This is a genomic window from Spirillospora sp. CA-108201 (genome assembly GCF_050936235.1).
Lineage (GTDB): Bacteria > Actinomycetota > Actinomycetes > Streptosporangiales > Streptosporangiaceae > Spirillospora.
Genome location: NZ_JBNJNE010000001.1, coordinates 4,748,453 through 4,773,259 on the forward strand (window position 1 = coordinate 4,748,453; position 24,807 = coordinate 4,773,259).

Here is a 24,807-nt window from a genome sequence, read left to right on the forward strand (position 1 = left end):
AGCGAGCGCTTGGTTCATGGGGGCGCGAGGGTGGCCGTGTCCCCCGACGTCCACGGCCACCCTCATGATCAGACGTCCGGGGCCCGGCAGAGTTCGCGCGCCCGGAAAGGACAACGGGCCGCAGACCCGCTCCGGTCGCCGTGAGGCGACCGGAGCGGAGTGCGGCCCGTCAGTTGCTCGGGAAGGCCGGGCGGGCCTCCCCGTCGTCACGTCCGCCCGGCGCCGGAGCGCCGGACGGGCGCGATCAGGTGATCAAGGTGCGTCCCTCACATCCGGTCGGGCGAGGGGATGCCGAGAAGGTCCAGGCCGGTGACCAGCGTGCGCAGCGTGACCGCGCACAGGGCCAGCCGGGACGCCCTGGTCTCCTCGTCGACGCCCTCCTTGAGCACCGGGCAGGCCTCGTAGAAGGCCGTGTAGAGCGTGGCGAGGTCGTAGAGATACCCCGCCAGCAGGTGCGGCGCCGCCGCCGCGCCCGCCTCCTCCAGCGTGACGCCGAAGTCCAGCAGGTGCAGCGCCAGGTTCCGCTCCTCCTCGGTCCCGATCACGATCGGGCCCGTGGCCGACTCCGGCGTCAGCCCGGCCTTGCGCAGGACGGACTTCATCCGGACACCGGCGTACTGCACGAAGCTGGCGGACTTGCGGGTGAACGCGATCATCCGTTCGAGGTCGAACGGATACTTGCTGCTCCGCGCCACCAGCAGGTCGGCGAACTTCACCGCGCCCATGGCGACGTCACGGATGATCGCGGCGCGGGTCGCGGCGTCGAACCGCTTGCCGCGACCGCTCTCGTCGAACTTCGCCTCGGCCCGCGCGTACGCACCGTCCAGCAGTGCGGACAGCGTGGCCGCCTCGCCGGACCGGCTCTTCAGCTTGCCGCCGGTCGCGGGGTCGGTGACCATGCCGATCTTGGCGTGTTCGAGCACGGTCCCCCCGAGCAGGAAGCCCGCCCTCTCCGCGATGGCGATCAGCAGCTCGAACTGCTCGGTCTGCTCGTCGCCCACCACGTAGACGACCCGGTCGGCGCGCAGCACGTCGACCCGGTAGACGATCGTGGCGAGATCGAAGGCGGTGTAGTTGTACCCGCCGTCGCTCTTGCGGACGATGACCGCCTTGGGCTCGCCGTCCCTGCCCTTGCGATCCGGCTGGATGACGCACAGCGCGCCCTTGCTGGGCACCGCGATGCGGTCTTGCTCCAGTTCGTCGACGACATCGGGGAGGAACCTGTTGTAGAAGCTCTCCCCCTTGACGTCGTCGGGGGTGAGCTTGACGCCCAGCCGCTCGTACAGCGCGTTGTAGGAGCGCAACGAGACGTCCACGAGGAGTTGCCAGTACCGCAGCGTCTCCTCGTCGCCCCCTTGCAGGGCGACGAGACGCCGCCGCGACCGTCCGGCGAACTCCTCGTTCGACTCGAACTCCTCGTTGGCCGCCTTGTAGAAGGCGCCCGTGTCGCTCACGAACGCGTCGAGCCCGGCATCGGTGCCCCCCTCGAAGTCGAGGAGGTGCTCGATGAGCATGCCGAACGGCGTGCCCCAGTCACCGATGTGGTTGTCCCGGATCACCTCGTGCCCCAGGAACTCCAGGATGTTGGCGACGGCGTCGCCCACGATCGTCGTCCGCAGGTGACCGACGTGCATCACCTTCGCGACGTTGGGCGAGGAGTACTCCATCACGATCCGCTGCGGCTGCCTGGCCGAGAGCACCCGCAGGCGCTCGTCGGCCGAGATCCGCAGGAGCTGCGCGGTGATCCACTCGTCGCTCAGCGTCAGGTTGATGAAGCCGGGCTCGCTGATCTGGACCTCCGACACGACGTCGCCGACGTCGAGACGGTCCACGATCCTCTGCGCCACGTCCCCGGGGGCGAGGTGCAGCTTCTGGGCCAGCGTCAGCGCGACGTTGACCTGCAGATCCGCGAACTTGGACGGCCGGATGAGGGGGTCCGTCCTCCAGTGCTTCTGCCCGAAGGCGGCGGCGATCGCGTCCTTGAGCTTCCCGGTGAGCACGTCCACCGGCGACGGGCCGGTGAGGTTCAACCTGTCTTGATCAGGCTTCATCGCGTGTCTCTCCTGTTCTTGTTTGTCGTTTGCGGGTCGATCCCGCAACGGTTACCGTCCCCGTCCGCCGGGCCGCGTCAACCCGGGGCCCGCGCTCCTACGCCCTGGTCGACGGGCGTCCGGCGATCAGGTCGCTCAGCCGGTCCCCGAGGCGCTGGACGGGGAGGCGGTACCGGCGCTCCCGGGTCCGCGCCCGCCGCTCCTTGCGGGAGCCCTCCGCGTAGCGGCGCCGGGCCCACGGCGAGTCCGGCCGGGCCAGCCGGACCGCCCCGACGATCGCGACGAGCCCGATGAACAGGCCGATGACGCCCGTCCAGACCTTGCCCTTGAGCAGGGCGACCACCGCGACGCACAGGTTGAGCAGCAGGGCGCCCGCGATGCCCCACGCCCCGTCCCCGGCGGCGTCGTCCACGCCGAGCGGCCGCAGGCCCAGCAGCATCAGCCCGCAGAGCGCGATCATGATGAAGACGACCTCGACCGACAGCCGGCCCTGCTCGCTCCAGTAGACGTCCTGGAGGTGCAGCACCAGGGCGAACTCGTCCAGGACGAGGGCGGCGCCCGCCCCGAACACGGCCGCGGCGGCCGCCGCCCACCCGGACGAGTCGTCCGTGATCGCCAGCCCGCCCACGCCGCCGACGCACATGAACACGAGCCCGAACACGACGTGGTGGATGTGCCGCCCGCCGGGCGTCACGTTCCCGGGCCACCACCGCGCCTGCCGGCGGATCATCCGCACGCTGAACCTGATGAACAGGAAGGCCGCGATGAACGCCACGAGAAAGCAGAACAGCCGGAGCCGGCCGGCGTCCGCGATCTCGCGCGTGAACCACTCCCCCACACCCGCCCCCTTCCCTGGGACGGGCAAAGCCCACCTTCACCCCCGCCCGCGAGGTGCCGGCGACGACGTCCGTGATGTGCAGATGGCCGTGATGTGCAGAGCGTCGGGAGGAGCAGACCATGGCGGCACCGGCACCGATGATCTCCATGGCCTGCACCGAGGACGTCGACCCGCGCGACCGCATCGAGTTCTGGGAGGACTGCAACCGCCGCGCGCTGGTCGGGCTGTCCTGCACCTCCTACTCCGAGCGGGGGCTGCTGGCCCGGCAGGCCAACTTCCGGCTGGGGGACGTCCGGCTGGCCGTGATCAGCGGCAACGCCCACGCCGTGGAGCGCACCCCGCAGGTGGCCCGGTCGGCGCCGAAGGACTCGGTGTTCGCGTCGCTGCTGGTCAAGGGCGACGCGGTGTTCCTGCACGAGCACGGCTGCCTCGCCGCGACGGCCGGCGACCTCGTCACTTCGCCCGCCGCTTCCGCGCCCGCTTCGGCCTGACCCCCTCGGAGGCCCGCGCCTCCACCCGCTGACGTGCGGTTGCGCCGTTCAGCGCGTCCGGGAAGGATGATCCGCACGTTGAGGCAAAGGCGGCGATGTGGACATCACGGTCGGATACGAACCCACCCCGGACGAGGTGGTCCGGGCGTTCTCCCAGGGGATCAGGCGGCAACTCACGGCCGTGTACGCGATTCTCGTCGGCGTCCTGATCGCGGGCGCCGCGGTCATGTTCGTCACGCACAACCTGGCGATGGGCATCGGCATGCTGGTCGCATCGGTGGTGGCTCCCCTGGCAGGAAACTGGTGGCTCCGCAAGCGCGCGCGGAAGCAACTCTCGTTCCTCTGCGTACCGACGACGGTGCGGGTGACCGACGGCGGCTACGAGTGCCGGACGGAGGAGTCGACCACGACGATGCGCTGGACCATGTTCTCCAGCGTCGTCACCACGCAGGAGTTCTGGCTGCTGTTCGTGAACAAGCAGCCCGCCGCGTTCCTCCCCAAGGCCGCCTTCGACGCCGCCCAGCAGGCCGAGATCGTTGGTTTTCTGGCCGCCAGCGGGTCAGTCGGAGTCGGTGACGGCTAGGACGGCCACCGTCCGGCGGTCCGGGCGCAGGACGGCGACGCCCACGTCCAGCGGCGGGACGACCTGGAGATGCCAGTCCGAGCCGTAGAAGAGCCAGGCGCACCGGTCGGCGCCCTGCTCGATCGCCGCCAGGCCGGCCTCCCGGACGTCCGCCAGCGCCGCCAGCGACTCCCACGACGCCTTGCGCGCGTAGGCGCCGTGCATGCGGGGCCCGTACGCGCCACCGGAGGCGGCCCCGCCGAAGAGCGTCCCCAGGACGTCGACGGTGGTCGCCCGCCGCACTCCGGTCACGGTGGCACCGGTGCTGGCGGCCGGCAGGAGGCGGAGCAGCGAGGCGCCGAAGTCGGCGGGGGCCAGCGGGCGCTCCAGCCGGAACAGTCCGGTCTCCAGGGCATCGGCGCCCGACGGCCAGTTGCGGTAGGCGCTCGACGCCCGCCGCTCGGCGGGCCAGCCGACCGCCGTCACCGCGATGTCGAGACCGGTGGGGCCGGGCGCGTTCGGCGCCTCCTCACCGGGCGGACGCTCCGCCGGGCCGGGATACCGGGGCAGCCCGAGATGCCGCTCGGCCTCGACCGGACGAAGCGGCAGGTCCGCCAGCGGATGCCCGGCGGCCCGCAGCCTTCCGGCGAACTCCGCGGCGGGCGTCGCGTCGTGGCGCAGGGCCGTTTCCTGGAGGAGGCAGGCCGCGAGTTCGTCCGACGCCTCGGCGTCGTCGAACACCGCGAGGAGGTGCTCGGGGGGTTGGGCGCAGGCCAGCCATTCCGCGACCTCCGGGAGGCCGTAGCGGAGGTCGCCGCCCCACGTCCGTCCCTCGGCGGCGAAGGAGCGGACGCGCGCGACGCGCTCCGCGCCCCCGGGCGCGCTCGCCAGCCGCCGCAGCGCGACCTCGAAGCCGTACCGCATCGGATAGGTGGGCTTCCCGACCTCCAGCAACGCCGCCAGCAGGCCGTCGAGCCACTCGGGCCCCGCCTTCTGGACGGCGTTGTCGGTCACCTTGACGGCCCTGCCCCAGTGCCGGTCCTCATAGGCGTCCGCCAGCCCCATCCGCCGGACGGCCTCCTCGATCTCCACACCGCGCAGTCTCACACCCGAAATGTCGGAGGGCGACCTTTAGACTGACCCGGGTGATCACGGTTCCGCGGCATGCCACCACCTACAGCCTCTTCGTCCCTGGTGAGGAGGCCGCCCGCGCGGGGGCCCGGGCGCTCGCCGGACGCGGCCACGCGCTCGTGCGCGTCGCCCCCGACCCCACGGCCGACTCCGGGTGGCGGGTCGACGGCCTCGACGAGGGCCCCTATCCGGACGACGACGAGCGCTGGTGGACGGGCGCCGAGCATCGCGCCGTCGCGGAGCTGGCCGAGGAGCTCGGCGGCCGCCTCTCGTGCTCGATGGCCCTTCCCGAGACCGCCCGCCGCTTCTTCCCCGAGGGCGAGGACGTCTGCGACCGGAGCGCCGGCGACGTGCGCGACCTGCGGGTGGGCGTCCTGTCCCGCGAGCCCGCCCGCACGCCCGCACCGGCCGTCGTCCACGGTCTCGGCGAGTGGCGGCCGCCCGGCGCCCCCTCGGGCGAGCCGATCCTCCTGGACGGGGTGGACGACGTCGACTGGTCGTCTCTCACCGGCGCCTACGGACCGGCCGACGAGGTCCCGGGCATCCTGCGAGGCCTCGCCGCCAACGACGAGGGCTGGGGCGAGGCCGTCGAGGAGTACTTCAGCACGGTCGTCCACCAGGACACGTGCTACGACTGCACTCCGGAGACCATCGGGTTCCTCGTCCAGCTCGTCCGCGCGCCGCGGCTGTACCCCGGCTACCGGCTCCACCTGCTGATCCACCTGGCCTACATCGCCACGATCGACCCCGTCCCGGCCACCGGCGAGCCCGGCTCGGACGAGGCCGCCACCTGCCAGGCCGTCCTCGACCGCCTTCCCGACCTGCTGGCTCTCTGGCCGGACGCGCCCGCGACGATGCGCGCGTGGCTGATCGTCCTGGCGGCCGTCAGGCCCGGCGCGGCGCCGCGGCCCGAGTTCCACGGGTTCCGCGGGCGGTTGGACGGCCCGAGCCCCGCCCTCGACCTCGCGCTCGCCCTGATCTCCGGTGACGACGGCGCCGTCCGCGACCTGACGCTCGCCGCCTCCGCGTGGGACGAGGAGGTCTCCGCCATGCTGGAGGAGCCGTTCACCCGGCGCACCCGCGACCTGAAGGTCCTCTTCCACCTCGCCCTGGCCGAGCTCGCACCGCGCTAGGCGGCTCAGCGGCCCTGGAAGTCAGCGGCCCTGGAAGTCCGGGGGGCGGTTCTCCAGGAAGGCGGTGATGCCCTCCTTGGCGTCCTCGGTGGCGGCCAGCTCGACCAGCTCGGACAGCAGGTGGGCGACCTGGTCCTCCAGGGGGCGGCCCTCGACGGCGAAGAACGCGTCGCGGCCGCGGCGCAGGCCGACGGGGCTCTTGGACGCGATCACGCGGGCCAGCTCGTCCACGCGGGCGTCCAGCTCGGCGCGCGGGACGACCTCGGTGACCAGGCCGATGTCGCGGCCCTCGGCGGCGGTGACGCGGGCGCCGGTGTAGTAGAGCCTGAAGGCGTGCTTCGGGGCGACGTTCCGGTTGATGATCGCCATGATCATCATGGGCCAGAGTCCGACGTTGACCTCGGGGGTGGCGAGCGTGACGTCGTCCGCCGCGATCACCAGGTCGCAGGCGGCGGCGAGGCCGAGGCCGCCCGCGACGGCGTGCCCGGCCAGCCGCGCGATGATCGGCTTGCCGAGCTTCGGGAACGCCGTGAAGAGCCGGAAGGGGGTGCTGTCCCGGACGGCGCCGGCGTCGGCGACCGACCGGCCGTCCGCCTGCGCCCGGCCGAGGCCGCCGAGGTCGGCGCCCGCGCAGAACGCCCGGTCACCGGCGCCGGTCAGGACGATCACCCGGACCTCCGGGTCGGCCGAGGCCCGCCCGAACGCGTCGAGCAGCTCGCCGATCATCTCGTCGCTGAGCGCGTTGCGGGCGTCGGGGCGGTTCAGCGTGATCCGCGCGATCCGCTCGTCCGCCGAATACAGGATCGTCTCGTACATGTCCCCGGCCACCTCCGGACGGTACCGCCCCCTGGACCGGGTGCCAGGGGGCGGTTCCTCGACGGGCTCAGACGCGCTCGATGATGGTGGCGTTGGCCTGGCCGCCGCCCTCGCACATCGTCTGGAGGCCGTAGCGGCCGCCGGTGCGCTCCAGCTCGTGCAGGAGCTTGGTCATCAGGACGCCGCCGGTCGCGCCGAGCGGGTGCCCGAGGGCGATCGCGCCGCCGTTGGGGTTGGTCCTGTCCAGCGAGGCGCCGGTGTCGCGCGCCCACGCCATCGGGACGGGGGCGAACGCCTCGTTGACCTCGAAGACGTCGATGTCGTCGATCTTCAGCCCGGCGCGGTCCAGGGCCTTCTCGGTGGCGGGGATCGGGCCGGTCAGCATGTAGACCGGGTCGGACCCGCACACCGCGAGGGTGTGGATGCGGGCGCGCGGGGTGAGGTTGTACCGCCGGACGGCCTCCTCGGAGGCGATCAGCACGGCGGAGGCGCCGACGGAGATCTGCGAGGCGACGGCGGCGGTGATCCGGCCGCCCTCGCGCAGGGTCTTCAGGCCCGCCATCTTCTCCAGCGTGGTGTCGGCGCGGGCGCCCTCGTCCTTGGCCAGCCCGGCGATCGGGGCGATCTCGCGGTCGAAGTAGCCGGCCTCGATGGCCTTGGCGGCGCGCTGGTGGCTCTCCAGCGCGAACCTCTCCAGGTCCTCGCGGGTGAGGCCCCACTTCTCGGCCATCAGCTCCGCGCCGCGGAACTGGGAGATCTCCTGCATGCCGTAGCGCTCGGCCCAGCCCTCGCCGTACGGGAAGGGCATGCCCTTCTCCAGGGCCATGGCGACGGAGGAGCCCATCGGGACCATCGCCATCTGCTCGACGCCGGAGGCGACGACGAGGTCCTGGGTGCCCGACAGCACGCCCTGGGCGGCGAAGTGGATCGCCTGCTGGGACGACCCGCACTGCCGGTCGATGGTCACGCCGGGCACGCTCTCCGGCAGCCCGGCCGACAGCCACGCGGTGCGCGCGATGTCCAGCGACTGCGGGCCGACCTGCATGACGCAGCCCATGATCACGTCTTCGACCCCGGAGGGGTCGACCCCGGTGCGGTTGACGAGCTCCTTGAGCACGTGCGCCCCGAGGTCGGCGGGGTGGACGTCCTTGAGGGCGCCCTTCTTGGTACCGACGGGGGTACGGACCGCGCCGACGATGTACGCCTCGGCCACTACGCCTCCAAAATCTGGGGTTCCGTCCCGAAACCGAGTGTGATTCGGTTCGTCAGTATGAGATTACATCCCTCCCGGCGCAACGCGCTGTGAGGTGGGTCTCGGGGACCCTACGTCCCCCGCGCCGCGGGCCGCGTCCCGCGCCCGAGGACCTCGCCGTCCGCCTCGTCGCCGAGGGAGGCCTCCGCCAGCCGCGACAGGACGTCCGCCAGCTCAGGATGCTCCTCGGGCGCCCAGCCGTCCAGATGCCGGGCCAGCCCCTCGCGGCGGGCGGCGAACAGCCGCTCGGCGGCGACGCGCCCGGACGGCGTGACGACGAGGGTCCCCTCCCGCCGCAGGACGTAGCCGGCGTCCACGAGCCGGTCGACGTACGGGCGGCCCTGCTCGACCCGGACGCCCGCGCGGTCGGCGAGGTCCTGGCCGGTGACGGACTCGTCCTTGGCGATCCGGCACAGCGCCCACACGCTGCCCGCCGGCAGGGACACGCCCGAGAACGCGGCCAGCCGGTCGTACAGCTCGAAGGCCCGGGCGTCCCGGCGCATGAGCTCGCTCAGGGCGCGCTCCATCTCGTGCCGCGACGACCGGACGGTCGGCGCCGCGCCGAAGCCCTCCCCGTAGTCGGGCGTCTGCGAGGTCTCCCGCAGCGGGACCTCGCGCAGGAACCAGGTCAGCACGAACGCGGCCGCCGCCACCGGGACCGCCCAGAGGAACACCGAGTCGATCGACTCCGCGTAGGCGTGCAGGACGGCGTCCTTGACCGCGGCCGGGTACCGGTCGAGCAGCCTCGGGTTCCCCTGGACGGCCGCCGGGTCGAACCCCCGCGGCAGGACCCGCGCCAGGTCCGCCACATGGCCGGCGAGCTGGTTGCTGAAGATCGAGCCGAACACCGCGACGCCGAAGGACCCGCCGATCTGCCGGAAGAAGGTGACGCCGGACGTCGCGGAGCCGAGGTCCTCGTACGACACCGCGTTCTGGACGGCGATGACCAGCACCTGCATCACCAGGCCGAGCCCGAAGCCGAGCAGCGCGAACCGAAGGCTCATGGAGAGCGTGGTGGAGTCCTCGTCCAGCGCCGAGCACAGGTAGAGCGCCAGCGCGATGATCGGCGTGCCGACCATCGGATAGATCTTGTAGCGGCCGAACCGCGTGATCAGCTGGCCGGAGCCGATCGAGCTGATCAGCATGCCGAGCATCATCGGCAGCAGGTAGACGCCCGACAGCGTGGGCGAGACCCCGTGCACCACCTGGAGGAAGATCGGCAGGAACGTCAGCGCGCCGAACATCGCGAAGCCGACCGCGAAGCTGATCGCCGCACCGAGCGCGAAGACCGGGTGGCGCAGCAGCGCCGGCGGCATGACCGGCTCGGCGGCGCGCCGCTCGACCAGCAGCCACACCCCGATCAGTGCCACCGAGCCGACGGCCAGGCCGATGATCGGCGCGGACGCCCAGGCGTAGCGCGTCCCGCCCCAGGTCGTCATCAGCACCAGCCCGACGGCCCAGCCGACGATCAGAATCGTGCCGAGGTAGTCGATGCGGTGGCGCTCCCGCTCGCCCGTCGCGTGCAGGACGGCGGCGATCACCGCGAGCGCCACCACGCCGATGGGCAGGTTGATGTAGAACACCCAGCGCCAGGTCAGGTTGTCGACGAACCAGCCGCCGAGCAGCGGGCCGCACACGCTGGCCACGCCGAAGACCGCGCCGAACAGGCCCTGGTAGCGGCCGCGCTCGCGGGGCGGCACCACGTCCCCGACGATGGCGACGGCGAGCACCATCAGCCCGCCGCCGCCGAGGCCCTGGAGGGCGCGGAACACGATCAGCTGCGTCATGTCCTGGGACAGGCCGCACAGCGCCGACCCGACCAGGAAGATGACGATCGACGCCTGGAACAGGCGCTTGCGGCCGTACTGGTCGCCGAGCTTGCCCCACAGCGGCGTGGACGCCGTGGAGGAGAGCAGGTACGCCGTGACGACCCACGACAGGTGGTTGAGCCCGCCGAGGTCGCTCACGATCGTCGGCAGCGCGGTGGACACGATCGTCTGGTCCAGCGCCGCCAGCAGCATGGCGAGCATGAGGGCGCCGAGGACGACGTAGAGGTCCCTGCCCTTCGGCATGGCCCGCTCGTCCCGCGCCGTCGCCGTCGCCGTCATGCCGTCGTCGCCCTCCCGCCGCCCATGTGCCGGGTACGTGCGGAAAGATGCCTACCCACGAGCCGGGCGGGATCACGCGGCCCGGGCGGGCGGCCTGAGGGGACGGGTCAGCGCACCAGGTCGCGGGCGACCTTCGCGGCGCCGATCGAGGCGGCCCCGCCGGCGACCGCCACCGCGCCCGCGGTGACCCACAGCGGTACTCCCTTGCGGGTCTTCAGGCCGCTCATCACGTCGACCGAGTCGACGGCGAGGCCGATACGGGACCACAGCCGGCGCCCGGAGTCGTCGCCGCTGAGCATGTAGCCCGCGCCGAGCGCGATCTCCCGGGCGGCGAACATCCGCGCCACGTAGTCGCGGCCCGGGTCGGCGGCGCCGCCGAGGCCCATCAGCTTCACCGTCAGCCGCGGCGCGGCGAGCGCCGCGAGCCCGAGCGCGACCCGGCCGCGGGCCAGGCCGGTCGCCATCTCGTCCACCCTGTCCCGGCCGTCTGTTTCCTTCGCATCTGCCACGAAGGTGAGAGTAGCGGCCCGCCCCGGCGTGCCGACCGGCGGGTAACCCCCGCCTTACACGTCTAAGGTTCAGGGTGGCGGCACTCCCCCGGACGAAGGTGGCCATGGAAGGCATCCTCGCTCTCATCGTCGTGGCACTGCTCGCGGCGTTCTGCGTTCGCTGGGCGGCGGGGCGGCTCCGGCTGTCCGTCCCGGCCCGGGCCGCGGTGATCATCGTGTTCGTCATCGTCGTCCTGGCGCTGTACGGCGAGCACCTGCGGAGCTGACCGGCGGACATGCACGGCGGGTGAATTTTCGGAGCCGATCCCGAACCTCCCGGCCTCCCGGGGAGTCATAACTGGCGAAACCGGCTTCACGCCCGTTGCTGCCCGCCGGCGCCGACGCGCCCCGCCCGTTCCGGGCGGGATCCCCCCGGCACGCGCCTGCGCGGTGGACGCGAACGGAACCCCGTACGGCGAAGCCGGCCGAGCCGAGGGAGAGCACCCGTGCCGCATCCGGCGACCGCCGTCCAGGAGACCGGGGGCACGATCGCCCCGCATCTGAGGCGCCTGCTGGAGTTCGTCGAACCCCATGCCCACGACGTGTGCCTGGACGTCGCGCGCGGGCGCGGCCCGATGCCCGCCGCGCTCGGCCCGCACGTCCGCGGCGTGACCGCGGTGGACGCGACGCCCGCGGCGGCGTCCGCGCCGACCAGGCGGGGGGGCGGATGGAGACGGTGGAGTTCGGGACGGGCCCGGTCCGCATCACCGGCGGCGCCCCCGGTCCGGACGGCGGCGGGGCCCGCCCCCGGCCCCCGGCCGCCCCGACGCGCGAGGAGCCGCGGCCCGCGCCGCCCGCCCCGCGCGCCCCGATCAAGGCGGACGCCAGCGCGCTGCCCTACCGGAACAACACGTTCTCCCTGGTCACGGCACGCTTCTCGCTCTACACCCTGGGCGATCCGGGCGACGTGCTGCGGGAGCTGCTGCGGGTGTGCCGGCCGGGCGGGCGGGTGGTCGTCGCCGACCTCGTCCGCGGCAACCTCGCCGGGCCCGAGCGCGACCGGATCGAGCGCCTGCGCGACCCGGACCACCCCGGCACCCCGTCCATCGCCCGGCTCACCGAGATGATCACCTCGGTGGGCGGCAGCATCCGGCGGCTGGACGTGTTCACCGTGGAGCGCCCCGTCGAGCCGTGGCTCGCCGGGGCCCGAGACGACGCCGCGGCCGACCGCATCCGCGCGGCCCTGCTCGACGAGGTGGACGGCGGCCCCCGCACCGGCGCCAAGCCGCGCGTCATCGGCGGCGAACTCTGGTTCACGCAGTCCTGGGCGCACGTCGCCGCGGAACCCATCTAGCGCCGGGATCGCGGCGCGGGCCCGTCGTCGGCGTGCGGCCGTCACTTCCGGCGGACGGCCATCTCCGGGTACATCTCGGAGTACGCCTTGCCGCCGAAGGACGAGGTGAGCGCCGCGTGGTTCGCCCCGGACGCGGACGGCAGGCCCTTCGCGTTCGGCGGCGGCCGGTCGGAAACGCCCGCGAGTCGCCCCTAGGGGACGAGGACCGCGGCGCCGGTGAAGCGGTCGGCCGCGAGGTCGGCCAGGGCGCGGTCCGCGTCGTCGAGGCCGTAGGCGTGCGTCGTGACGGCGACGTCCAGGCGCGCGGCCAGCGTCAGGAACTCCTCGCCGTCCGCCCGCGTGTTCGCCGTCACCGACCGGACCTCGCGCTCCTGGAACAGGTGCCGCCGGTAGTCCAGGGACGGGACGTCGCTCAGGTGGATCCCCGCGACGGCGCACGTCCCGCCGCGGTCGAGGCGTTCGAGCGCGGCGGCGACCAGCTCGCCCGCCGGCGCGAAGACGATCGCCGAGTCCAGCGGGGCGGGGGCGGCGTCGAAGGAGTCGCCCGCCCAGGACGCGCCGAGCTCGCGGGCCAGCCCCCGGGCGGCCGGGCTGCGGGTGAACACGTGCACGTCGGCGCCCTCGGCGAGCGCGATCTGCGCGGCCAGGTGCGCCGAACCGCCGAACCCCCAGATGCCGAGGCGCCCACCCGGCGGAAGGGACGCGCGGCGCAGCGCCCGGTAACCGATGATCCCGGCGCACAGCAGCGGGGCGGCGCGCACGTCGTCCAGCTCGGGGGGCAGCGCGTAGGTGTAGGCGTCGACCGCCAGCGCGTACTCGGCGTAGCCGCCGTGCGCGTCCCAGCCGGTGTAGAGCGAGGACGGGCACAGGTTCTCGGCGCCCCGGCGGCAGAACCGGCACGCGCCGCACGTCCCGCGCAGCCACGCGACTCCGACGCGGTCGCCGGGCCCGTGCAGGCAGCCGGGGCCCGCGGACGCGACCTCCCCGACGATCTCGTGGCCCGGCGTCACGCCCGGCAGGTGGACGGGCAGGTCGCCCTCGGCGACGTGCAGGTCGGTCCGGCAGACGCCGCAGGCCAGCACGCGGACCAGCAGTTCGCCCGGGCCGGGGGAGGGCGCCTCGCGGTCGGCGCGCCGCAGCGGCCCCGCCTCGATCGGGGCCGGCCGCTCCACCGCCCAGGCGCGCACCGGCTCACCCCGGGTTCAGCGGCAGCTCGAACCAGACGGCCTTGCCGTCGGACGTCGGGCGCGCGCCCCAGCGGGTGGCGAGCTGGTCGACGAGGTAGAGGCCGCGGCCGCCCTCGTCGGTCTCGCCGGCGCTGCGGATGCGCGGCAGCCGCATGTCGGAGTCGAACACCTCGACCCAGATCGCGTCCGCGCCGCGCCGCAGCCGGAGCCGGAACTCCTTGGTGGACGGCTCGCGGCGGCCGAGGTCGGCGCCGAGGTTCCAGTCGTCCTCGTCGAACGCGCCGGCCTCGAACGGGTCGGTGTCCAGGGCGCCGAAGTCGGTGTTGAACTGGACGGCCGGCGGCGCGCCCAGCGGCTCGCCGCCGCGTCCGGGCTGCCCGGCCGGGACCGGGACGACCATCTCGCGGCGCGGCGTAGACGTGGCCGTGGCGTGCAGGACGACGTTGGTGACGACCTCCGACACCAGCAGGCACGCGAGCTCGGCCTGCTCGTCGAGCATGCCCCAGGTCGCGAACGCGTCGGCGGCCATCCGGCGCGCCTCCGACACCATGATCGGCTCGGCGGTGAAGGAGCGCTCCTCCACGGCCAGCTCCTCGCCGGCGGTGCGGATCACCACGATCGCGACGTCGTCGTCGATGTCGCCGGGCACCGCGTCGTAGGCGGCGTTGGCGATCGTCTCGACCCCTCCGCGCGCGACCTCGGCGACGGCGGCGCGGACCATCTCCCGCGCCTCCTCGCGCGTGTGGTAGTCGCCGTCGTCCTTGGAGCGCCGGTCGATCAGGCCGTCGGTGTAGAGGACGAGCGTGGAGCCCGGCTTCAGCTCGGCCGACTCCTCGTTGAACAGCAGCTCGCCGCCCATGCCGGGGGCGCGCAGGCCGAGCATGCCGCCCTCGCTCTCGAAGTCCAGCTCGCCGACCTCGCCGTCGACGATCAGCAGGGGCGGGTCGTGCCCGGCGTTGGCGAACTCCAGGACCCGCGACCAGGCGTCGTAGACGAAGTAGGTGCAGGACACCAGCGGCGGGCGGACGAGGTCGTCGCCGTTCCAGCCGGACCTCATCCGCTCGGGCCGCGTCATCGTGCGGACCCACTCGTCGAGCTTGCGCAGGATGTCGGCGGGCGGCTTGTCGTCCTGGGCGAAGGCGCGCAGCGCGGCGCGCAACTGGCCCATCACGGCGGCGGCGCGGGCCCCGCGCCCCTCGACGTCGCCGATGACGAGGCCGACGCGGCCCGCCGACAACGGGATGACGTCGTACCAGTCGCCGCCGACCTGCGTCTGGATGCCGTGCCCGTGCGACTCCAGCGGACGCGCCGGCTCGTACCGCCAGGCGATCTGCAGGCCGTCCAGCGGGGGCGGCCGGTCGCCGGGCAGCAGGTGCTTCTGGAAGGCGAGCGCGGTGTCGCGCTCCTCCTCGAACAGCAGCGCGTTGTCGACGGCGAGCGCGACCCGGCTGGCGATCGCCCCGAGCAGGTCGCGGTCGAAGCCGTCGTAGTGCGGGTCGGGCCGCTTGGACAGGTTCGACAGCGCCAGGCTCATCACGCCGAGCATCTCGCCGCGCACCAGCAGCGGCGCGGAGATCACCGAGGTGATGCCCATCTCGAGGCCGAGCCGCTGGGACGACTCGCTCGGCGCGGTGAACCGGTGCTGGACCATGTCCTCGACGAGGACGGCGTCGCGGCGGTCCATCGCCTTGGCGCTGAAGTGGCCGGGCGGGTAGGAGACGGGCTCGCCGATCTCCGCCCAGGTGCCCGGCGGCGGCTCCCAGCCGCCCGCGTGCCGCGACACCCGCCGGTAGAGGCGGTCGCCGCTGTAGAGGTCGATGAAGCAGTGGTCGGCGAACTGCGGGACGAGCGTGTCGGCGACGCGGCGCAGGGTGCTCTCCAGCTCCAGCGACCCGGCGAGCCGCTCCCCGATCCGCTCCATGAGGCCGTAGCGGTCCTGCTCGCGCTGGTTCGAGCGCAGCGCCTCGCGCGCGAAGATCACCACTCCGTCGACGGCGCCGGACGGATGCCGCAGCGGGACGGCGTGCGCCCGCGTGTACACGGTCGTGCCGTCGGCGCGCAGGTTGCAGAAGGTGCCCTCCCACACGCCGCCCTTGAGCACGTGCTTGGCCAGCTCGGTGGCCTGCTCGTGGTCCTCCTCGGCGATGCCGAGCGACAGGATGGAATGGCCGATGATCGCGTCCCCGCCGAAGCCGAACAGCTGCCGGGCGAAGGAGTTGCCGTAGATGATGTTGCTGAAGCGGTCGCAGACGATGACCGCCATCTCCATCTGCGCGAGAACGGTCTCGGGCGGCAGGTGCGCCTCGTCAGGCGCTTCCCCCCAGTGGCTCATCTCCCCATCCCGATACCAGTCCCGATCCTCGCCCCGATGATCACCGCGCGTCGCGGCACGGGCGTCCTTCGTGGTTGCCTCGTCGTATTGAACGACGAACCCGCCGCCGGGATACGCCCGAAAGACGCGATGTTATGGAGATCTTCGGTATAGACCGTCGAGGCGGGGGTGCACACGCCGACCGTGTCAGCGCCTGCTGACGAAGACGTGCTCGGCGATGCCGCGTGACAGCTCCGTCGCGGGACTGTCGTCCTCGTCGTCACCGATCACCCGTACCCCGTCGTCGGTCGCCCGGAGAATCACCTCTCGTCCCGGTTGTATCCCTATCTGCTTGAGTCTAAGCATCAGGTCGCTGTCGCTCTGCACCTGCTCGCTGATCCGGCGGATCACCGCGCCCGCGCCCTGGGGGCTCGCCACCGCGGTCATCACCGCCAGCGGCGCCTCCTCGGCGTCGTCGGCGTGGCCGCCGAGCTCGTCCAGACCGGGGATCGGGTTGCCGTGCGGGCAGGTGGTCGGGTTGTCCAGCAGCGCGACCAGGCGGCGCTCGACGTCCTCCGACATCACGTGCTCCCACCGGCACGCCTCGATGTGGACGTCCTCCCAGGGCAGTCCGATGACGTTGACCAGGAGGCACTCGGCGAGGCGGTGCTTGCGCATGACCCGCGTGGCGAGGCCGCGCCCGCTGTCGGTCAGCTCGAGGTGCCGATCGCCCTCGACCCGCAGCAGCCCGTCGCGCTCCATGCGCGCGACCGTCTGGCTCACCGTCGGGCCGCTCTGGGAGAGCCTCTCGGCGATGCGCGCGCGGAGAGGGATGATCCCCTCTTCCTCCAGCTCGAAGACCGTCCGGAGATACATCTCCGTCGTATCGATCAGGCCGTGTGAGGTCACAGCTCCCTCCAGTCTTATGGGCAAGAGTCTACTTGCTCGGACCCCACGTCGCCGGGTCCTGCGAATATCCCCCGAAGCCGGGTACTGGGGAACGCAAGATGGACGCGAAAGCTTCCCGCCGCCGCGGCCCTGGGCTGACGGCTCTCAGTCCCCCAGCGGCAGCGGCTCGGCCGGGACGGGTTCCGCGATGCGGGCGTCGTAGCGCAGCAGGGCCGGGACGGCGAACCCCGCCACGATGACGAGCGCGGCGCAGGCCAGGCCGCCTCCGACCCAGGAGGCGGTCGCGCCCACGACGCTCGCGGTCGCCCCCGCCCGGACGTCGCCCAGCCGGGGGCCGCCCGCGACGACGACGGTGAAGACGCCCTGGAGCCGCCCCCGCATCTGGTCGGGCGCGTACGTCTGGAGCATGGACTGGCGGAAGACCGACGACACCAGGTCGGCCGCGCCGCCGACGGCGAGCAGGACGACCCCGAGCCAGAGGCTGCCGGCCAGCCCGGCGCCCGCGACGGCGAGGCCCCAGACGATGATGGCCGCCACGAGCGCGATCCCCTGCCGGCGCACCCGCCCGATCCAGCCGGACGACAGTCCGCCGAGGAAGGCCCCGACCGCGATCGCGGCGAACAGGTAGCCGACCGCGCCCTCGCCGCCGAACCGGGTCTCGGCCACCTCGGGGAAGAGGGCGCGCGGCATGGCGACCGCCATCGCGATGACGTCCACCACGAACGACATCAGGAGCACCGGCTGCGTGGCCAGGTAGCGGAGCCCGTCGAAGACCGACCGCAGGCCGGGCGTGCCGGTGACGTCGTCGAGCGGCGGGACCGGCGGGAGCCTGAGCGCCGCGTACAGCACGACGGTGAACAGCACGGCGTCGAGCGCGTAGGCCGCCGCGTAGTGCCAGTGGGCCAGCAGGACGCCGGCGAACAGCGGCCCGGACAGCATCCCGAACTGGCTCGCGGTGAAGGTGAGGGTGTTGGCGGCCGGGACGAGCGGCCGGTCGATCAGCCGGGGGATGATCGCGCTGCGGGTGGGCGAGGACACCGCGAAGCCGATCGCCTGGACCGCCACCACTCCCATGATCAGCGCGAGGCTGCCGACGTGCAGCAGCGCCTGGACGAGGAGCAGCAGCGTCGCCGCCCACATGACGCAGGACGAGGCGAACAGCAGCCTGCGCCGGTCCATGTGGTCGGCCACCGCGCCGCCCCACAGCCCGAACACGATCAGCGGGACGAGGTTGACGACGCCGAGGGCGCCCACCCAGAACGACGACCGGGTCATGTCGTAGACCTGGACGGGGACGGTGACGGCGGTGACCTGGAACCCGACGAACGACACGCCCTGCCCCAGCCACAGCCGCCGGTAGGCCGGATGGCGGAGCGGCCGGGCGTCGATCGCGAGCCCCCGCAGCCGCCTGCGGCGGACCGTTCCAACCGGCGGCGTCACGGAGCCAGTCTCTCGACCGCCCATCCCTGCGCGGTGCCGGGGGCCGCCCGCCGGTAGCGGATGCGGTCGTGGAGCCGGTCGCGGCGGCCCTGCCAGAACTCGATCGACTCGGGCTCGACGCGGTAGCCGCCCCAGAAGTCCGGCAGCGGGACGGCGCCGGCCGCGTCCCCCTCCGGCGCCTCCGCCTCCCCGGAGGCCGGATCCGGCCAGCGCTCGGCCGCCTCGGCGTAGCGGCGCTCCAGCACCTCGCGCCCCGGGATGACGCCCGACTGGTTCTCGCTGGCCCACGCGCCGATCCGGGACCCGTACGGGCGGGTCCGGAAGTAGGCCGCCGCCTCCTCGCGCGGGAGCTCGGACACCGCCCCCTCGACCCGCACCTGCCGGTGGAGGGGATGCCACGGGAACACCAGCGCCGCGCGCGGGTTCCCGGCGAGGTCGCGGGCCTTGCGGGAGGTCAGGTTGGTGAAGAACCGGAAGCCCTGCGGTCCGTAGCCCTTGAGCAGGACCGTCCGGGCGCTCGGGATCGCGTCGCCGGAGGCGGTCGCGAGGATCATCGCGTTCGGCTCGGCCAGCCCCGACGCGTGCACCTCGGCGAACCACGCGGCGAACAGGGCGAGCGGGTCGACGGGGAGCGCCGACTCGGACAATTCGCCCACCTCATAGGATCTGCGGAGCCGTGCGGGGTCCGGCGTTGGGGAATCCACAGCGTCAGAGCCTCTCACTTCGGGTCCTGTGCAACTTGCAGGACCCCGGGGTACTGGTCAGTAAGGCGGGCAGGGTTCAATGGCACGGCACCGCCTTATCACACGGGACGAAAGGCAGGACGACATGTCCGACTTCAAACCCGGTCTCGAAGGGGTCGTCGCCTTCGAGACGGAGATCGCCGAACCGGACAAGGAAGGCGGCGCCCTCCGCTACCGGGGCGTCGACATCGAGGAACTCGTCGGGCGTGTCTCCTTCGGCGACGCCTGGGGCCTCCTCGTGGACGACAGCCTCTCCCCGGGCCTGGCCCCCGCCGACCCGCACCTGCTCCCGGTCACCTCCGGCGACGTGCGGGTCGACGTGCAGAGCTCCCTCCCCACCCTCGCCACCGCGTACGGGATGAGGCCGCTGCTCGACATCTCCGACGAGGAGGCCCGCGCCGACCTCGCCCGGGTGTCGGTGACGGCGCTGTCGTTCGTGGCGCAGTCCGCGCGCGGCGTCGGGAAGCCGATGGTCCCGCAGCACCGGATCGACGAGTCCGGAACCATCACCGAGCGGTTCATGGTCCGCTGGCGCGGTGAGCCCGACCCCAAGCACGTCAGGGCCATCGACGCGTACTGGGTCTCGGCCGCCGAGCACGGCCTGAACGCCTCCACCTTCACCGCCCGCGTCATCGCCTCCACCGGCGCCGACGTGGCGGCCAGCATCTCCGGCGCGATCGGCGCCATGTCGGGCCCCCTGCACGGCGGCGCCCCCGCCCGCGTCCTGCCGATGATCGAGAAGGTCGAGCAGCTCGGCGACGCCCGCAAGGTCGTCACCGACATCCTCGACTCCGGCGAGCGGCTGATGGGCTTCGGGCACCGCGTGTACCGCGCCGAGGACCCCCGCGCCCGCGTGCTGCGCCGCACCGCCGAGGAGCTCGGCGCACCCCGCTTCGAGGCCGCCAAGGCCCTGGAGGACGCGGCGCTGGCCGAGCTGCGCGAGCGCCGCCCGGACCGCCCGATCGAGACGAACGTGGAGTTCTGGGCCGCGGTCATCCTCGACTTCGCCGAGGTCCCGACCGCGATGATGCCCGCGATGTTCACCTGCGGCCGCACCGCCGGCTGGGCGGCGCACATCCTGGAGCAGAAGCGCACCGGCCGCCTCGTCCGGCCGAGCGCCCGCTACACCGGCCCCGGCAGCCGCTCCCTCGACGAGGTCGCCGGCGCGGCGGAGGTCCTCAAGCGCAAGGCCGGCTGACCGGCTAGCCCCCGCACCGACGCGCCTGAGGCCCCCGGGTGAACCGGGGGCCTTTGCCGTGCCCGCGGGTACTCGCCGTGCCCGGGGTCTCGCCGTCCGCCGGGCGGGGCTACTTCGCGGTGGCGCCGTCGCTCCCCTCCGCCGGAGGGCAGTCGGCCCTGCCCTGCCCGCCGGCGACGAGGCGGCCGCACACCTGCCTGACCTCCGTCGTCCCGTCCTGCCGGATCGTCGCGAGGATCACCGGCCGGTCGATCACCTGGTGGCCGGCGCCGCGCGGGCCGAACCGCAGCACGCCGCTGGCGCCGTTGCGCAGCACGTCGTGGTCGGGGTCGTTGAGCGCCGCGAACACCGAGCCCGCCGACGGCAGGGCCTTCTCCTGCCAGTACACCTTGCTCGCCACGGTCGCGACGAGGGTCGCCGCGTCGTAGCCCACGGCGGCGCGGGTGATGGACGGCCGCCGCCCCGTCGGGTCGTCCCCGTCGTCGGCCATCTCCCGGACCCCCGGGTCGTAGTCGGAGTAGAACGTCTGCGGCGCCTGGTCGCCGATCCAGCGCCACGTCCACGCCTCCCGGGCGGCCAGCGGCGTGAAGAACAGGTCGAAGGTGTTCTTGCGGCCGAGCTCCTCGGCGTTGTCGCTGACGTACTTGGCGATCTCGTCGTCGGCGAGGACGAGCGGGCGCTTGGGGCAGGAGAGCTCCAGGACGTTGACGAACGAGCGGAACTCGTCCGAGCGTCCCGCGTAGTAGAAGAGGTCGGGCTGCTTCTGGCACGCCTCCCTGATCGACTTGTTCAGCTCACCGGGATTGCGGTACGGGCGCATCAGCGCCTTCCCCCCGAACGACCGCTGGAAGTCGGTCGCGAGGTTCGCGCTGTAGAGGTCGTCGGGGTCGCCGTCGTAGATGACGACCGCGTCGTCCGCCTTCCTGCCGCCGACGTCGCCGCGCCGCGCCCAGAACGCGGCGTGCCGGGCGGTCCGCGCGTTGGGGGACGCGAGCCGGAAGTAGTAAGGCGAGTAGCCCGCGTCGCCGTCGAGCAGCGCCGTCCCGTCGTAGCTGTTGGCGGTGCCGACGAGCGGCAGCGCCGACTTGGCCAGCAGCCTGATCGCCCGCTGGGTCTGCCGGCGGCTCTGCTCGAACCCGATCACCGCGACGATCGAGCGGTCCTTCAGCGCCCGCTCGCGGATCTGCTCGGCGACGTCCTCGGCGTAGCGGAACCTGGCGCCCGCGTTGGCGACCAGCACCCGCAGCCGCAGGTCGTCGCCCTCGGCCGCGTCGTTGAACCGCTTCTGGGCGATCGCCAGCCCGATCAGCTCGCCCTGCACTCCGGCGAGCAGGTCGATCCGCTTGTTCTTGATGGACGGGTCCGCGGTCACCGGGCCGAGGTAGACCACGGTCGCGTACGGCTTGCCGGACTCCGTGACGTGGTCGTTCAGCGACTCGATCCGGTCGAGGACCTTGTTGAGCCGGTTGTCGTTGTTCTTGCCGCCGGAGTCCTCGCCGAAGCGGAACGACCCGTCGGTGATGCCGACGCACTCGCCGTTCGCCATCCGCCTGATGCCGAACGGCGAGCAGTACCGCACCACCTGCACGGAGATCACCGAGACCGACGCGGCGGCGACCGCGACCATGGCGATCCACGGCAGCGCCGGGTGGGTGAGCCGGGGCCGCCGCCGCACCGGCCGCACGGGCGGCAGGTCGCCGCCCGGGTCGCGGGTGACGTCCACGCGCAGCTCGCGGCGCGAGCCGAGGGCGCCGACGCGCCGCTGCTCGCGGGTGTAGCGGTCCCACAGGCCGCGCGCGGCGATCACGCTCTGCGGCTCGTCCGACGCCACGTCCACCCGGACGGCCCGCGCGAGCCGCTCCAGCAGCCGGGGCCCGGGCGGGCCGGCCGGGTCGGCGCTCGCGGGGGCGGTCGGGTCGACCCCGGCGGCGACCACGAGCGGGTCGAACGCGGACGGCCGGTCGCCCGCCTGGCCCTCCGCGCGGACGCGCTCGACCAGCTCCACGAACGCCACCCCCGGATGACCGGCGGACAGGTGCTCGAAGATCAGCACGGGGTAGCGGACCCGGGCCCACGCGGCCCGGCGGTAGTCGCGCCGGTAGTTGCGGCGCAGGTCCTCCAGGAACGCGCCGACGAGCAGCAGGTCGAGCTGCTCGCCGTGGTCGTCCGGCTCGACCGGCCGGGGGTCGAACACGCCGAGCGCGAAGCCGAGGAACCCGGTGGAGTCGCGGTCGACGTAGGGCTGGCGCAGGAACCACCCGTACCGCCGCACCCCGTACCAGCCGCGCGTCCGGGCGACGATCTGCACGGTCACGAACGCCAGCCCGACGACGGCCGCGAGCACGGCGGAGGCGAGGTCGAGCGCCGCCGCCGTCCCGGCGCTGATCAGCGCGACGGCGGCGATGCCGATGGGAGCGATCTGCTCCAGGAACGATAAGAAGGTGGCGCGCCGGCTCGGGACCTCCTCGAGGTCGCGCAGGACGTCCCGGCCGCGCCGCCGGATCACCCGGTTGAGCTCGCGGCGGCGCGCGTTCTCGTTGTCGCCGACCGGCGGGTGCGTCAGCCGCCGGACGAGCAGGTGGTTCTCGCGCTCGGACGAGGACGCGCCGCGCGGCGGCGGGCGGTCGCCGGCCAGCCGGATCTCCCGCAGGTCGCGCAGCCACAGCGCCATCTCCAGCAGCGGGAACCGCAGCGCCGGCTCGCCCCGGGCGCGGCTGCTCGGCTGCGACAGCTCGCGCTTGGCCTCGCGCAGCACGCCCGCGACGTCGGAGGCGGGCGTGTCGGCGGCGATGTGCGACACCGGGGCCCGCTCGTCCTCGCAGCGGGACTTGAGCATCTCGGCGGCGTGGGAGGCGGCGCGCTCCGGCCCGAGCAGCAGGAGCAGGGGCCGCAGCCGCTCCCGCCACCGCCACGGCGGCCGCTCCCGCAGCCGTTCGAACAGGTCGAGGACCCCGCGCAGCCGATCCTCGCTTAGGATCCGGTCGCCGTCGCCCGTCATGCGCCACGCCTCGCTTCCGCTCTCGCCCGCCTCTGCCCGGCCGCTCCCCCGTCTCGCGCGCCCTTCGCCCCCGCCCAAGGTTGGACGCGCCGAACGGCCGATCGGATCGAAACTTTCCGCTGATCACGCTCAAGTTCCCGAAACCCGGCCACTTTGTCATCATGGGCGGCATGAGAGAACCCCCCGCCGGAGACGAGCCGCTCGAAGGCGACATCGGCCCCGCGTCCCGCACGGCGTCACGCACGGCGTCCCGCACCGCCGCCGCGCCCTCGCGCCGGCCGGGCGCCGCCGCGCCCGTGGTCTCGGAGGCGGCGGAGGCGGCGCAGACGCTGCGCCGTTTCGACGCGGAGCGCGAGGAGCGCCGCCGCGCCACCAACGCCGTCGCGGGACGGATCGCCGTCGCGGTCGCCGCGCTGTTCCTGGCGTTCCTCACCTACGACTCCGCCACCACGGCCGTGCGCGCGCGTTCCAGGGGCGACGCCTGGATCTACCCCCCGGCCGTCGTCGGCGGCGTCTGCGCCGCCGGCCTCGTCGCCCTGCTGACCTGGGCATGGCGCCGCCGGCGTCTCGGCATGTGAGCCCGACCCACGATCTTCCCCGCAGGTCAGATAGCCTCGGCTGAGTGACCGACAGCGCGAATCCCACCATCGACATTCCCGCCGATCTCAGGCCCGCCGACGGCCGTTTCGGGTGCGGTCCCTCCAAGGTCCGTCCCGAGCAGCTCGCCGCCCTGGCCGAGTCCGGCTCGACCTACATGGGCACCTCGCACCGGCAGAAGCCGGTGAAGTCCCTCGTCGGCCGCGTCCGGGAAGGGCTGGCCGAGCTCTTCTCCCTGCCCGAGGGCTACGAGGTCCTGCTCAGCAACGGCGGCACCACGGCGTTCTGGGACACGGCCGCGTTCGGCCTCGTCCGCCAGCGGTCGCAGCACCTGACCTTCGGCGAGTTCTCCAGCAAGTTCGCCAAGGTCACCACGGGCGCGCCCTGGCTGGGCGACCCCACCGTCATCTCCAGCCCGCCCGGCACGCACCCCGAGGCGTCCGCCGAGGCGGACGTCGACGTCTACGCGCTCACCCACAACGAGACCTCGACCGGCGTCGCCATGCCGATCAGGCGTCCGGCGGGCACGACCGCGCGCGACGGCCTCGTCCTGGTGGACGCCACGTCCGGCGCGGGCGGCCTGCCCGTGGACGTGTCCGAGACCGACGTCTACTACTTCGCCCCGCAGAAGTGCTTCGCGGCGGACGGCGGCCTGTGGGTCGCGCTCGCGTCCCCGGCGGCGCTGGAGCGGATCGACGAGATCGCCATGTCCGACCGGTACGTCCCGGAGTTCTTCAACCTGAAGACGGTCGTCGACAACTCCGCCAAGGACCAGACGTACAACACCCCGGCCGTGGCCACGCTGCTGCTGCTCGCCGAGCAGATCGAGTGGATGAACGGGCAGGGCGGCCTCCGCTGGACGACGTCCCGCACGGCCGACTCGTCGCAGCGGCTCTACACGTGGGCCGAGAAGACCTCGTACACGTCGCCGTTCGTGGTCGACCCGGCGCAGCGCTCGCAGGTCGTCGGCACGATCGACTTCAGCGACGACGTGGACGCGGCGGCCGTGGCCAAGAGCCTGCGCGCCAACGGGATCGTCGACACCGAGCCGTACCGCAAGCTGGGCCGCAACCAGCTGCGCATCGGCATGTTCCCCGCGATCGACCCGGGCGACGTCGAGGCGCTGACCGCCTGCGTCGACTACGTCGTCGAGCGCCTCTGAGACGAGCCGGAGCCCTCGGGGGGCCACGCCGCTCCCCC

Annotated in this window: 21 protein-coding genes; 8 read left to right on the forward strand and 13 right to left on the reverse strand. The window is 73.3% G+C overall.

Annotated features, from left to right (window positions below; all coding sequences use genetic code 11):
- Positions 1-266 precede the first annotated feature (266 nt).
- Both argS and ACQEU6_RS22890 read right to left on the reverse strand, forming a co-directional pair.
- Complete coding sequence (argS, locus tag ACQEU6_RS22885; protein WP_499334799.1) at positions 267-2,051, reverse strand: arginine--tRNA ligase; 1,785 nt, start codon at positions 2,049-2,051, stop codon at positions 267-269.
- Positions 2,052-2,148: 97 nt separating this feature from the next.
- Positions 2,149-2,889, reverse strand: a complete 741-nt coding sequence (locus ACQEU6_RS22890) for a hypothetical protein (RefSeq protein WP_499334800.1) — start codon at positions 2,887-2,889, stop codon at positions 2,149-2,151.
- Between the two features lie 119 nt (positions 2,890-3,008).
- Here ACQEU6_RS22890 and ACQEU6_RS22895 point away from each other — a divergent pair, with 119 nt between their 5' ends.
- Entirely contained in the window at positions 3,009-3,380 is a 372-nt protein-coding gene (locus tag ACQEU6_RS22895) for a hypothetical protein (protein ID WP_499334802.1), read from the forward strand.
- A gap of 97 nt (positions 3,381-3,477) precedes the next feature.
- Positions 3,478-3,963, forward strand: coding sequence for a YcxB family protein (locus tag ACQEU6_RS22900; protein WP_499334804.1), 486 nt, complete (start codon positions 3,478-3,480; stop codon positions 3,961-3,963).
- Here the strand turns inward: ACQEU6_RS22900 and ACQEU6_RS22905 are convergent.
- Entirely contained in the window at positions 3,940-5,049 is a 1,110-nt protein-coding gene (locus ACQEU6_RS22905) for a DUF6183 family protein (protein ID WP_499334806.1), read from the reverse strand. The two genes, ACQEU6_RS22900 and ACQEU6_RS22905, sit on opposite strands and share 24 nt — an antisense overlap.
- Positions 5,050-5,087: 38 nt before the next feature.
- On the opposite strand from ACQEU6_RS22905, the gene ACQEU6_RS22910 reads away from it, so the two are divergent.
- Positions 5,088-6,206: a hypothetical protein gene (locus ACQEU6_RS22910; protein ID WP_499334808.1), complete on the forward strand. Its 1,119-nt coding sequence runs from the start codon at positions 5,088-5,090 to the stop codon at positions 6,204-6,206.
- A gap of 21 nt (positions 6,207-6,227) precedes the next feature.
- On the opposite strand, the gene ACQEU6_RS22915 is transcribed toward ACQEU6_RS22910, so the two are convergent.
- The 4 genes from ACQEU6_RS22915 to ACQEU6_RS22930 all read right to left on the reverse strand — a co-directional run bounded on the left by ACQEU6_RS22915 (position 6,228) and on the right by ACQEU6_RS22930 (position 10,891).
- Complete coding sequence (locus ACQEU6_RS22915; protein WP_499334810.1) at positions 6,228-7,034, reverse strand: enoyl-CoA hydratase-related protein; 807 nt, start codon at positions 7,032-7,034, stop codon at positions 6,228-6,230.
- Between the two features lie 55 nt (positions 7,035-7,089).
- Entirely contained in the window at positions 7,090-8,235 is a 1,146-nt protein-coding gene (locus ACQEU6_RS22920; RefSeq protein WP_499334811.1) for an acetyl-CoA C-acetyltransferase, read from the reverse strand.
- Positions 8,236-8,345: 110 nt separating this feature from the next.
- Entirely contained in the window at positions 8,346-10,382 is a 2,037-nt protein-coding gene (locus ACQEU6_RS22925; RefSeq protein WP_499334813.1) for an MFS transporter, read from the reverse strand.
- A 107-nt stretch (positions 10,383-10,489) separates the two neighbouring features.
- Positions 10,490-10,891: a hypothetical protein gene (locus tag ACQEU6_RS22930; protein ID WP_499334814.1), complete on the reverse strand. Its 402-nt coding sequence runs from the start codon at positions 10,889-10,891 to the stop codon at positions 10,490-10,492.
- Positions 10,892-10,995: 104 nt separating this feature from the next.
- Between ACQEU6_RS22930 and ACQEU6_RS22935 the strand changes: the two genes are divergently transcribed.
- Together ACQEU6_RS22935 and ACQEU6_RS22940 are read left to right on the forward strand one after the other, a co-directional pair.
- Positions 10,996-11,157 (forward strand): hypothetical protein, encoded by a 162-nt coding sequence (locus ACQEU6_RS22935; protein ID WP_499334815.1) that lies wholly within the window; start codon positions 10,996-10,998, stop codon positions 11,155-11,157.
- A gap of 440 nt (positions 11,158-11,597) precedes the next feature.
- On the forward strand, positions 11,598-12,224 hold the full coding sequence (locus tag ACQEU6_RS22940; RefSeq protein WP_499334817.1) for a class I SAM-dependent methyltransferase: 627 nt from the start codon (positions 11,598-11,600) through the stop codon (positions 12,222-12,224).
- A 191-nt stretch (positions 12,225-12,415) separates the two neighbouring features.
- Here ACQEU6_RS22940 and ACQEU6_RS22945 read toward each other — a convergent pair whose 3' ends face one another.
- From ACQEU6_RS22945 to pdxH, 5 genes are all read right to left on the reverse strand, one after another.
- The gene (locus tag ACQEU6_RS22945) at positions 12,416-13,411 is read right to left on the reverse strand and encodes a zinc-dependent alcohol dehydrogenase family protein (protein ID WP_499334818.1); all 996 of its coding nucleotides are present in this window, start codon (positions 13,409-13,411) and stop codon (positions 12,416-12,418) included.
- Between the two features lie 4 nt (positions 13,412-13,415).
- Positions 13,416-15,743 carry an ATP-binding SpoIIE family protein phosphatase gene (locus tag ACQEU6_RS22950; protein WP_499334820.1) on the reverse strand — a complete coding sequence of 776 codons (2,328 nt, stop codon included), beginning with the start codon at positions 15,741-15,743 and terminating at the stop codon, positions 13,416-13,418.
- A gap of 186 nt (positions 15,744-15,929) precedes the next feature.
- Positions 15,930-16,631 (reverse strand): iron-dependent transcriptional repressor DtxR, encoded by a 702-nt coding sequence (locus tag ACQEU6_RS22955; protein WP_499334821.1) that lies wholly within the window; start codon positions 16,629-16,631, stop codon positions 15,930-15,932.
- Positions 16,632-16,775: 144 nt separating this feature from the next.
- A complete protein-coding gene (locus ACQEU6_RS22960) occupies positions 16,776-18,071 on the reverse strand; it encodes an MFS transporter (RefSeq protein WP_499334822.1) in 1,296 nt (431 codons plus the stop codon).
- The gene (gene pdxH / locus ACQEU6_RS22965; RefSeq protein ID WP_499334823.1) at positions 18,068-18,727 is read right to left on the reverse strand and encodes a pyridoxamine 5'-phosphate oxidase; all 660 of its coding nucleotides are present in this window, start codon (positions 18,725-18,727) and stop codon (positions 18,068-18,070) included. Before pdxH ends, ACQEU6_RS22960 begins: the two co-directional genes overlap by 4 nt.
- Positions 18,728-18,899: 172 nt before the next feature.
- Between pdxH and ACQEU6_RS22970 the strand changes: the two genes are divergently transcribed.
- Positions 18,900-20,012, forward strand: coding sequence for a citrate synthase 2 (locus ACQEU6_RS22970; RefSeq protein ID WP_499334824.1), 1,113 nt, complete (start codon positions 18,900-18,902; stop codon positions 20,010-20,012).
- A 109-nt stretch (positions 20,013-20,121) separates the two neighbouring features.
- Here ACQEU6_RS22970 and ACQEU6_RS22975 read toward each other — a convergent pair whose 3' ends face one another.
- Complete coding sequence (locus ACQEU6_RS22975) at positions 20,122-23,010, reverse strand: hypothetical protein (RefSeq protein WP_499334826.1); 2,889 nt, start codon at positions 23,008-23,010, stop codon at positions 20,122-20,124.
- Between the two features lie 170 nt (positions 23,011-23,180).
- Here ACQEU6_RS22975 and ACQEU6_RS22980 point away from each other — a divergent pair, with 170 nt between their 5' ends.
- Complete coding sequence (locus ACQEU6_RS22980; protein ID WP_499334827.1) at positions 23,181-23,588, forward strand: hypothetical protein; 408 nt, start codon at positions 23,181-23,183, stop codon at positions 23,586-23,588.
- 44 nt (positions 23,589-23,632) lie between these two features.
- A complete protein-coding gene (serC, locus tag ACQEU6_RS22985) occupies positions 23,633-24,769 on the forward strand; it encodes a phosphoserine transaminase (RefSeq protein ID WP_499334828.1) in 1,137 nt (378 codons plus the stop codon).
- The last annotated feature ends 38 nt before the right edge of the window (positions 24,770-24,807 follow it).